9 protein-coding genes and 1 pseudogene are annotated in these 10,698 nt (G+C 57.5%); all 10 read left to right on the top strand.

Annotated elements, in window-relative coordinates:
* Positions 1–131: pseudogene (glnQ, locus tag C5P05_RS07810) on the top strand (glutamine ABC transporter ATP-binding protein GlnQ); the annotation flags it as partial.
* A gap of 29 nt (positions 132–160) precedes the next feature.
* Positions 161–940, top strand: coding sequence for an enoyl-CoA hydratase/isomerase family protein (locus C5P05_RS07805; RefSeq protein ID WP_114969294.1), 780 nt, complete (start codon positions 161–163; stop codon positions 938–940).
* A gap of 35 nt (positions 941–975) precedes the next feature.
* Positions 976–2,484, top strand: coding sequence for an aldehyde dehydrogenase family protein (locus C5P05_RS07800; RefSeq protein ID WP_198674663.1), 1,509 nt, complete (start codon positions 976–978; stop codon positions 2,482–2,484).
* 119 nt (positions 2,485–2,603) lie between these two features.
* Positions 2,604–3,842, top strand: a complete 1,239-nt coding sequence (locus tag C5P05_RS07795) for an ABC transporter substrate-binding protein (protein ID WP_114969292.1) — start codon at positions 2,604–2,606, stop codon at positions 3,840–3,842.
* Positions 3,843–3,919: 77 nt separating this feature from the next.
* Positions 3,920–4,786 carry a carbohydrate ABC transporter permease gene (locus C5P05_RS07790; RefSeq protein WP_114969291.1) on the top strand — a complete coding sequence of 289 codons (867 nt, stop codon included), beginning with the start codon at positions 3,920–3,922 and terminating at the stop codon, positions 4,784–4,786.
* Entirely contained in the window at positions 4,779–5,681 is a 903-nt protein-coding gene (locus C5P05_RS07785; RefSeq protein WP_114969290.1) for a carbohydrate ABC transporter permease, read from the top strand. Before C5P05_RS07790 ends, C5P05_RS07785 begins: the two co-directional genes overlap by 8 nt.
* Before the next feature lie 4 nt (positions 5,682–5,685).
* Complete coding sequence (locus tag C5P05_RS07780) at positions 5,686–6,801, top strand: ABC transporter ATP-binding protein (protein WP_114969289.1); 1,116 nt, start codon at positions 5,686–5,688, stop codon at positions 6,799–6,801.
* A 5-nt stretch (positions 6,802–6,806) separates the two neighbouring features.
* Positions 6,807–8,318, top strand: coding sequence for a GMC oxidoreductase (locus C5P05_RS07775; protein WP_114969288.1), 1,512 nt, complete (start codon positions 6,807–6,809; stop codon positions 8,316–8,318).
* Positions 8,315–9,082, top strand: coding sequence for a 3-ketoacyl-ACP reductase (locus C5P05_RS07770; RefSeq protein WP_114969287.1), 768 nt, complete (start codon positions 8,315–8,317; stop codon positions 9,080–9,082). The genes C5P05_RS07775 and C5P05_RS07770 overlap by 4 nt, the downstream gene beginning before the upstream one ends.
* Entirely contained in the window at positions 9,079–10,692 is a 1,614-nt protein-coding gene (locus C5P05_RS07765; RefSeq protein WP_114969286.1) for a GMC family oxidoreductase, read from the top strand. The genes C5P05_RS07770 and C5P05_RS07765 overlap by 4 nt, the downstream gene beginning before the upstream one ends.
* The last annotated feature ends 6 nt before the right edge of the window (positions 10,693–10,698 follow it).

Raw genomic sequence — 10,698 nt, 5'->3', positions numbered from 1 at the left:
ATCGCGTGATCTTCATGGCGAATGGCCAGATCATCGAGCAGGCGCCGCCGCAGCAGTTCTTCAGCAACCCGCAGCACGAAACGACGCGGAGCTTTTTGGGGCAGATTTTGAATTCGCAGCATGCGCATTGAATTTCAAACACTCTTTGGAACGTTAAACCATGAATGAATCTCTCGTTGAACTTGCGCGTGACGGTGAAGTTGCAACCGTCACTTTAAATCGACCAGCCAAGCTAAATAGCTTGACACCCGGGATGCTGGATCAGCTTGAAAGCTGTGCACGCGAACTTGACGTCGATTCTGTGGTGCGGGTTGTCATCTTGACCGGTTCTGGCAGCAAGGCGTTCTGTGTAGGCGCCGACATCAATGAATGGGCCTCCCTGCAGCCGCTGGATATGTGGCGCCGTTGGGTGCGCAGAGGGCACCAAGTGTTCGACCAATGGGCTCGCCTGCGTCAGCCCGTCATCAGTGCAATCAATGGACACGCGTTTGGAGGTGGACTTGAACTTGCCATCGTGGGTGATATTCGTATCGCGGCAGCGGGCGCGCAGTTCGCACTGCCCGAGGCCTCCATTGCGACCTGTCCCGGGTGGTCGGGCACGCAAAGGCTGGTGCGCCTGATTGGCGCCAGCCATGCCAAGTACCTTGCGCTCAGTGGGCAACGGCTCACAGCCGGCGATTCCATGAGAGCCGGCCTGGTGCATGAAGTGGTCGCGTCGGAGGGCTTGATGGACCGGGCGAATGCGTTGGCCCGGGAGATGGCCTCCAAAGCGCCGGTTTCGATGCAGCTCACCAAGCAACTTATCAATGCAGCTGCAGGCGAAGACGCAGATGCTACGTTGGAAGCTATCGCCGGCGCCTTGGCCGCCAGCACGCAAGACGCCATCGAAGGCATCAGCAGTTTTCGCGAAAAACGAGTGCCCCGCTATCACGGGCGCTAAACCTCAATCAATAAAACGTTATGACAAGGACTATCATGAAAAACTCTTCTTTAACCGCATCCGATCTAGCCACACGCGCCCCGTTTCATGGCCAGTTGCTGATCGACGGGGCATGGGTGGAAGCGGTGGATGGCAGCAAGTTGGAACGCCGGTCGCCCGCACACGACCAACTGGTTGCCGTCTATGCGCAAGCCGGTGTGGCCGATACCGAGAAAGCTATCGCCGCTGCCCGCAAAGCTTTTGACCATGGCCCTTGGCCGCGCATGAAGGGTGCGGACCGTGCTCGCGTTCTGCGCAAGGTGGCCGATCTCATTCTTGAGCGCAAGCACGCGATTGCCGAGATGGAGACGCTGGAAAACGGCAAACCGCTGGCCCAGTCGCTGGCCGAGATTGAAGGCTCGGCTGACCTTTGGCAGTACGCCGCCACATTGGCGCGCAACCTGCACGGTGACAGCTACAACACCTTGGGCGAGAGCACCTTGGGCGTGGTGCTGCGTGACCCGATTGGCGTCGTCAGTGTGATCACACCTTGGAACTTCCCTTTTCTTATCGTCAGCCAAAAGCTTCCGTTTGCCCTTGCCGCCGGATGCACCGCGGTGGTTAAACCGGCCGAGGTGACCTCGGGGTCCACCGTCATGCTGGGGCAGATCCTGATCGATGCCGGCGTACCGCCCGGGGCGGTCAATATTTTGGTGGGTCGCGGAAGCGTCGTCGGCGATGTGATGGTGACGCACGAGGACGTGGACATGTTGTCGTTCACGGGCTCCACTGCAGTGGGCAAGGCCGCCGTTGCCAAGTCCGCGGCAACGCTGAAGAAAGTTTCGATGGAGTTGGGCGGCAAGAATCCGCAAATCGTCTTTGCTGACTGTGACTGGGACGCCGCGGTGGATGCGGCGGTGTACGGCATCTATTTCAACGCCGGCCAGTGCTGCAATAGCGGCAGCCGAATCCTGGTGCAGGAGACGATCGCCAAGAAATTCGTGGCCGAGGTGATCGAGCGCTCCAAACACGTCAAAGTGGGTGACCCACTGGTCGCTGGCGTTCAGGTCGGTGCCATCACGACAGAAAAACAAATGGAGACCATCCTCTCGCACATCAACTCGGCCCAAGCGCAGGGGGCGACGGTGGCGCTGGGTGGCTCGCGGATCGCGGGTACCGGAATGTACATTGAGCCCACCGTGGTCACCGGCGTCACCCGGGAAATGGCCATTGCGCGAGAAGAGGTGTTCGGCCCCGTTCTTGCGGTGCTTACGTTCAACACAGTCGACGACGCCATTGACCTCGCCAACAGCACCTTGTATGGACTGTCCGCTGCCGTATGGAGCCAGGACTTCAGCACCTGCATGACCGCGGCGCGCCGCATCAAAGCCGGCACGGTCTGGATCAATACCTTTCTGGAAGGGCACGCGGAGTTGCCATTTGGTGGCTACCACGAGAGCGGGATCGGCCGCGAGCTGGGTCGATTTGCGACGGAAGACTACACGGAAACAAAGACATTGCACATGCACCTGGGGCCGCGTACCGACTGGTACCTTCCACGCTAAGTGCCATACAGATTCATTTGAGCTGGACACAGTTCGAATGTATACCGCCATATCCATATGGCAATTCACCGGGCGCTGCCAAGACATCGCCCCAACCTTAGTTTGATAGGAGACATTCCATGAAAAAGAAAATACTGAGCCTGACAATTGCGATCGCTTTCACGGCGCCGGCGATGGCACAACAGGCGGTCGAGGTACTGCACTGGTGGACGGCCGGAGGCGAAGCCGCTGCACTTGGCGTTCTTAAAGGTAATCTTGAAAAAGAAGGCATTAAATGGAACGACATGCCGGTCGCAGGTGGTGGCGGTGAGCAGGCGATGACGGCAGTGCGCGCGCGCGTGACCTCGGGCAACCCGCCCGCAGCCGTGCAGATGTTGGGATTTGACATCCAGGACTGGGCCAAGCAAGGCGTGCTCGCCGACATGAATGATCTGGCCAACAAAGAAGGCTGGGACAAGACGGTGCCGTTGGCCTTGCAGAAGTTTTCCAAGTTCAATGGCAAGTGGGTTGCTGCGCCCGTCAATGTGCATTCCACCAATTGGGTGTGGGCCAATAAGGCGGTCTTGGAAAAAGCCGGCGTAAAAGCCGAGCCGAAAACCTGGGACGACTTCATCGCCGCCCTTGACAAGGTGCAAAAAGCGGGATTCATTGGTCTGGCGCAAGGGGGCCAGCCCTGGCAAGAAACCACGATGTTCGACGGTGTTGTCTTGTCAGCCGGTGGCCTGGATTTCTACAAAAAAGCCTTCATTGACCTTGATCAAAAGGCCTTGAATTCTCCCACGATGATCAAGGCGTTTGACCGCATGTCGCAATTGCGGAAATACGCGGACAAGGACTTTTCCGGTCGCGACTGGAATGTGGCAGCCGGCATGGTGATCAGCGGCAAGGCCGGTTTCCAGATCATGGGAGACTGGGCCAAGGGCGAGTTCATCGCGGCCAAGAAGGTCCCCGGAAAAGACTTCCTGTGTTTCCGTGTGCCTGGCACGCAGGGCATCGTGTCGTTCAATGCTGACCAGTTTGCGATGTTCAAGGTCGGCGCGGACAAAGTGGCCGCGCAAACGAAATTGGCCTCGGCCATTTTGAACCCGGGCTTCCAGTCCGCATTCAATGTCGTGAAGGGCTCCGCGCCTGCCCGTACCGATGTGTCGGACGCTGCATTTGACGACTGTGGCAAGAAAGCCATCAAGGATTTGGCTGAAGCCAATAAAAACAATACCTTGGTCGGATCGATGGCGCAGGGTCATACCGTGCCGGCGTCCATCAAGAACGCCTTCTACGACGTGGTGACCCGACACTTCAACGGTCAGATTGACTCGAAGAAGGCGGCTGCTGAACTGGCCGCGGCTGCGAAGGGCTAAAAAGCAGGAGAGGGCGGGATGATCGAAGCCCGCTCTCTCACATTAGCCGGAAATCGTTTAATTTTGGAGTTAACAACATGAAAGCTGGTTTTTTACCAAAGCTTCTACTGGGTCCCAGTGCCTTGTTGGTCGTGGTCTGTGTCTATGGCTTTATCATGTTCACGGTCTATTTGTCGTTCACGTCCTCGACGCTAATGCCGTCATATGCGTGGACGGGAACTGCCAGTTACACGCGTCTTCTCGGCCTCGAGAACTGGGCGGTGTCGCTTTCCAATCTGTGGGTGTTTGCGTCACTGTATATCCTGATTGCGATGGCACTGGGCCTGACCCTTGCGATTCTCATTGACCAGAAGGTTCGCGCGGAGAGTGCTTTCCGGTCCGTCTTTCTGTATCCCATGGCACTGTCTTTCATTGTCACCGGCACCGCCTGGAAGTGGTTGCTGGATCCGGGTGTGGGCTTGGAGCACACACTGAAGACCTTGGGTTGGGAGAACTTTGCCTTTGGCTGGATCAAGGATTCAGAGATGGCCATTTACTGCGTGGTCATCGCCGCTGTGTGGCAAACCACCGGCTTCGTGATGGCCATGTTTTTGGCAGGTCTACGGGGCGTTGATGCGGAGCAAGTCAACGCGGCACGCCTGGACGGGGCCAAGACCTGGCAGATTTATTTGTACATCATCATTCCGCAGCTGGGACCCGTATTTGTCTCTGCCTTTGTGATTCTTGCGCACATGGCCATCAAGTCTTATGACCTCGTCATCGCGCTTACCAACGGCGGACCCGGACGCTCGACCTGGCTGCCTTCGGTCTTCATGTACCAGTACACCTTCACTCGCAATGAAATGGCGGTTGGCGCGGCCAGCTCGGTTCTGATGCTGCTGGCCATTGGTTTCGTTGTCGTGCCCTATTTATTCAGCGAAATGCGGAAGGTCAAAAATGGCTAATATCTCTTCCCTGATACCTCCTCACAATCCCAAGACCGGCCAAATCGCCGCCACGGCGGGTCGGGTGTTGTTGTATGGAATCTTGATTGCGACGGCATTGCTGTTCATACTGCCGGTCTACGTGATGGTGGTCAATTCACTCAAACCGCTGGATGAAATCCGCAGCGGTGACCTGATGTCACTGCCCGTCGCCTGGACGATTGAGCCCTGGCTAACGGCATGGAGCACCGCCCAGATCGGGGTACAGCCAACCGGGCTAAGGCCTTACTTCATCAATTCGTTTTTGTTGGTCGTGCCCGCAGTCATCATCTCGACCCTCATCGGTGCGCTCAATGGCTACATCCTGACGCAGTTCAAAATGCGCGGCGCGAATATTCTTTTCGCGGCCATGCTGTTCTCCGTTTTTATTCCATTTCAGATTGTCCTGATCCCGATGGCGAAGACTCTGGGAATGCTGGGACTCGCAGGTACCGTTAAAGGGCTTGTTTTCGTCAACGTGGTCTACGGCATCGGGTTCACAACGCTGTTCTTTCGCAACTACTACGCGGCGTTCCCCATCGAGCTGGTGCGCTCGGCTCGAATGGACGGTGCCAACTTCTTCGGTGTTCTCTTTCGCATCTTGCTACCCAATAGCGCGCCCATCATTGTGGTGACCGTGATCTGGCAGTTCACCAACATCTGGAACGAGTTCTTGTTTGGTGCCTCGTTCAGCGATTACACCTCCTTTCCACTGACTGTGGCACTGAACAACCTCGTGAGCAGTTCTACTGGCGTCAAGGAATACAACGTTCACTTCGCAGGCGCGTTCATAGCCGCCTTGCCGACCCTCATCGTTTACATGGTTTCTGGTAAGTATTTTGTTCGTGGCCTCATGGCCGGATCAGTTAAGGGATAACAGCATGGCTTCGCTCGATTTAATCAGTATCAAAAAGAGTTTTGACGCAGTTCAGATTCTTCATGACATATCCATCACTCTGGCCGATGGAGAGTTCCTTGTGCTCGTGGGGCCAAGCGGTTGTGGCAAGAGTACCTTGATGAACATTATTGCGGGACTGGACGAGCCGACGGGCGGTCTGTTGCGTCTGGATGGGCAGGACATCACACACGTCGCACCGGCAGATCGAAACATCTCCATGGTGTTTCAGTCCTATGCGTTGTATCCCAACATGACGGTGGCCAAGAACATCGAGTTTCCGCTGCAGATGCGCAAGGTGCCCAAGGAAATTCGGACCGAGCGAGTCAAAGGGGTGGCGAAATTGCTGCAGATTGAACACCTGCTGGACCGAAAGCCGCGGCAACTGTCGGGGGGGCAGCGTCAGCGTGTCGCCATCGGCCGCGCACTGGCGCGCGAGCCCAAGCTGTATCTCTTTGATGAACCATTGTCCAACCTCGATGCGCAACTTCGCCTGGATATGCGAACTGAAATCAAGAAGCTGCACCAGCGCCTTAAATCAACCATCGTGTATGTGACCCATGATCAGATTGAAGCCATGACCTTGGCAACCCGTATCGCCGTCATGAAGGGCGGCGTGGTTCAGCAATTGGGAACGCCGCACGAGGTTTACAACCGCCCGGCCAATACCTTCGTGGCCAGCTTTATGGGGTCGCCCCGGATGAATCTTGCCAAAGCACGGGTCGTGGAACAAGACGGCGCGCTGGCACTGGCGTTTCAATTGGGGGAACGGCCCAAGGTGCATATCGCCTTGCCCGAACGGTTGGCTGGATTGCGGTCTTACCTGGGTCAGGAAGTCATCGCAGGCATCCGCGCCGAAGCCATCGGCCTGGCAACTGACGGCATAGCCCCCACGCCGACGCAGCGCACCGTGAGCGCGAAGGTAGAAGTCATCGAACCTACAGGCGCGAATACGCTGGTGGTTCTGAACCTGGCCGGTTTTGAACTTACGGCGATTCTGGAGCCAGAAGTGGCACTTGTGGTGGGGCAAGAAACCCGGTTTCTTCTCGACCTGGCCAAGCTGGTTTGCTTTGATGTGGATACGGAGGCGCTGATCGCTTGAACGCCATGACTGATACATCCTATGACGTGGTGATCATCGGCTCGGGCGTAGGCGGGGGCTCGATCGCGCTCCAACTTGCCGGCAGCAATGCCCGCGTATTGATTTTGGAGCGGGGGCCGGCATTGCCCAGAGAGGCGCAGAATTGGGATCCTGAAGCGGTGTTCTGTGATCACCGGTACCGCACGGATGAGACTTGGTGGGCCGACCAACGGCCATTCAAGCCCGGCATGTTCTATTTTGTGGGCGGGAATACCAAGTTCTATGGCACGGCCATGTTTCGATTTCGCGAAAAGGATTTTGAATCGCTGGTGCATGAAGAGGGTGTTTCACCCGCTTGGCCCATTCGCTATGGGGATCTGGAATCCTGGTACAACCAGGCCGAGTTCTTGTTTGGGGTGCGCGGACAGGCGGGCCTCGATCCGACCGATCCACCCCGCAGTTCGCCGTATGCCCATGAACCGATTCCGCATGAGCCTGTCATCGGCGAAATTGCCCGACGCTTGCGGGCTCAGGGTCTGACTCCTTTTCCCATGCCCAGCGCGGTTGATTTTGGTGTCAATGGAAAATGCGTTCGCTGTGCCAACTGTGACGCCTTTCCCTGCAAGATCGACGCCAAGGGGGATGCCGACACGCGCTTGATTCAGCCTGCATTGCGCCACAAGAACATCAAGCTGCGGTCGCAAGCCTTGGTGGAAAGGCTCCTGACCGACGCCACGGGAAAGAAGGTCGTGGCGGTCGATGTGGTGATCAATGGCCGCAGGGAGCGAATCACGGCGAATACATTTGTGTTGAGTGCCGGCGCGGTCAATTCGGCGGCCTTGTTGCTGCGATCTGCCAATCCCCAACATCCAAGGGGTTTGGCCAACAGCTCGGATGTCGTCGGACGTCATTACATGACGCACAACACCAGCGCCTTGATGGCTGTTCATCCCTTCAAATTCAATACCACCCGGTTTCCCAAGACCTTGGCGGTGCATGACTACTATTTTGGCGACGATGAACGTAACACCCCATTGGGCAGTCTTCAGTTGCTCGGAAAAATTCGCGAGCCCATGTTGCGCGGCCCTTTGGCTGCGGTGCCCAGGTTTCTTCGTTCGGCTTTGGCCTCGCGCAGTGTGGACTGGTATGCACAAAGCGAAGACTTGCCCCACCCGGAAAGCCGGGTCACGATTCGCGAAGACGGGGCCATCAATCTCCATTGGCATCGCAGCAACTTGAAGGCCCACCATCGCTGGGTCGCCAAGTGCAAGCAGATTCTTCGTGCTACAGGCTACCCCCTCGTCCTGGCGAAGTCATTTGGTACGGATGTAGTGTCACACCAATGCGGCACGGTGCGTTTCGGGCGTGATCCGGCGACTTCGGCGCTGGACCCCCTGTGCAAGGCGTGGGATCACGACAATTTGTATGTTGTGGATGCCGGATTTTTTCCATCTTCCGCGGCAGTCAATCCGGCATTGACCGTTGCCGCCCAGGCCTTGCGGGTGGGACAACATTTGCGCGACAAGGTATTCATATGACGAAATCCCGCCCCCTCGCGCTGGTGACCGGCGCCCGCCGCGGCATCGGTGCCGAGATCGCAATTGAGTTGGCTGCACGTGGTTTTGATTTGGCACTCACCGATATTGAAAGCTCGGGTGCCGAGGAAACGCTGCAAGCCATCGCAGACCATGGTGCCCGCGGCAGGTTATTTGAGTCGGACCTCGGGCAAACCGAACACCACGACCCCTTGATTGAAGCCATTCATCAGTGGGGCGGGCCCATTGCCTGCCTGGTCAATAACGCCGGAATCCCCGCGCCAAGCCGAGGCGATCTGCTGGACGTGACCCCTCAGTCATTCGACCGGGTACTGGGGGTCAATCTGCGCGGAACGTTCTTCTTTACACAGGGCGTTGCCCGCCACATGGTGGCCGTTCCATCGCCCGCACCCAGATCCATCGTGACCATATCTTCCGTCAGTGTTGAGATGGCGTCCATTGAACGAGGGGAATACTGCCTGTCAAAGTCAGGACTTGGCATGCTGACCAAGCTGTTTGCTTTAAGACTGGCCCCGTCAGGCATCGCGGTGTTCGAGCTGCGTCCCGGCGTTATTCGCACCCCCATGACCGAGGGCGTCTCCGCGACCTATGACCAACGCATTGCCGATGGCCTGGTGCCCACGGGGCGCTGGGGCTATCCCTCCGATGTTGCTCGGGCTGTTGCAGCGCTGGCTGATGGGCAACTGAATTTTTCTACCGGCAGCGTCATCCATGTGGATGGTGGCATATCCATTCCAAAATTATGAAAACTGCAAGTTACGACTACATCATCACCGGCGGGGGATCGGCCGGCTGCGTATTGGCGCATCGCCTGAGTGCCGACCCCACGGTCAAGGTTCTGCTACTTGAAGCGGGTGGAACCGACGGTCACCCCTTCTTCCACTGGCCTGCCGGCTTTGCCAAAATGACCAAGGGCATTGGCTCGTGGGGCTGGCAAACCGTGCCGCAAAAGCACCTGAAGAACAGAGTTCTGAACTACACCCAGGCCAAGGTGATCGGCGGGGGCTCCTCGATCAATGCCCAGTTATACACACGCGGCGTTCCCGCGGACTACGACGAATGGGTCAGCGAGGAAGGTGCCACGGGCTGGGGTTATGAAGACGTGTTGCCCTATTTCAAGCGGTCCGAGAACAACCAGCGCTATGCCAATCGTTACCACGGCTACGGTGGCCCGCTGGGCGTCTCCAATCCGATCAGTCCGCTTCCGATTTGCGAAGCCTATTTTCAGGCCGGGCAAGAGCTCGGCATCCCGTTCAATCCCGACTTTAACGGGGAGCATCAGGCCGGCTTGGGTTACTACCAGTTGACCCAGTTGAACGCACGACGTTCATCCACGTCGGTCGCTTACTTGCGTCCCATACGCGATCGCGCCAATCTGTCGGTGATGATGCAAACGGTGGCGACGCGCGTACTGGTCGAAAACGGGCGAGCGGTCGCGGTGGAAGTGGTGCAGGGCGCAAGCAAGACGCCTGTTCGTCTGCACGCTGACCGGGAAGTGATCGTCTCGTCCGGCGCCATCGGGTCGCCAAAATTGTTAATGCAGTCGGGCATTGGCCCGGCAGACCATCTTCGCGCCGTGGGTGTGCCCGTGGTGCATAACCTGCCCGGCGTGGGTTCAAACTTGCAGGATCATCTGGACTTGTTTGTCATTGCGGAATGCACCGGCGATCACACCTACGACAGGTTCAACAAGCCGCACTATGCGGCATGGGCAGGACTGCAATATCTACTGTTCAAGCAAGGGCCCGTGGCATCCAGCCTGTTTGAAACAGGTGGATTCTGGTATGCCGACCCCGCTGAGAATGCACGCTCACCGGATATTCAGTTTCACTTGGGATTGGGCTCGGGCATCGAGGCCGGTGTCGCTAAGATGAAACACTCAGGAGTCACACTGAACACTGCCTATTTGCGGCCCCGCTCGCGTGGAACGGTACGCCTCGCCAGCAAAGACCCCGCGGCGGCACCCTTGCTGGACCCCAACTATTGGGAAGATTCCTACGACCGGCAGATGGCGATCAAAGGCCTTCGCCTGGCCCGCGAAATTTTGCGCCAACCCGCTCTGAAACGCTACGTGAAGGCGGAGGTGCTCCCCGGCGACGGACTCAAAACCGACGAGGATCTTTTTGAATACGCCTGCGCCAATGCCAAGACTGATCACCATCCGGTGGGTACTTGCAAGATGGGGCCGGCGTCTGATCCATTCAGTGTGGTCACGCCCGACCTCAAGCTCATTGGTCTCCAAGGCCTGCGGATCGTGGACGCCTCGGTCATGCCGCGGGTTCCGTCGTGCAACACCAATGCGCCATCCATCATGGTTGCCGAAAAAGGCGTTGACCACATTCTCGGCAATATTTAGTACGAA

This window comes from Rhodoferax ferrireducens, assembly GCF_003347515.1.
Taxonomy (GTDB): domain Bacteria; phylum Pseudomonadota; class Gammaproteobacteria; order Burkholderiales; family Burkholderiaceae_C; genus Rhodoferax.
This window is presented reverse-complemented; position numbering and strand designations above follow the sequence as displayed.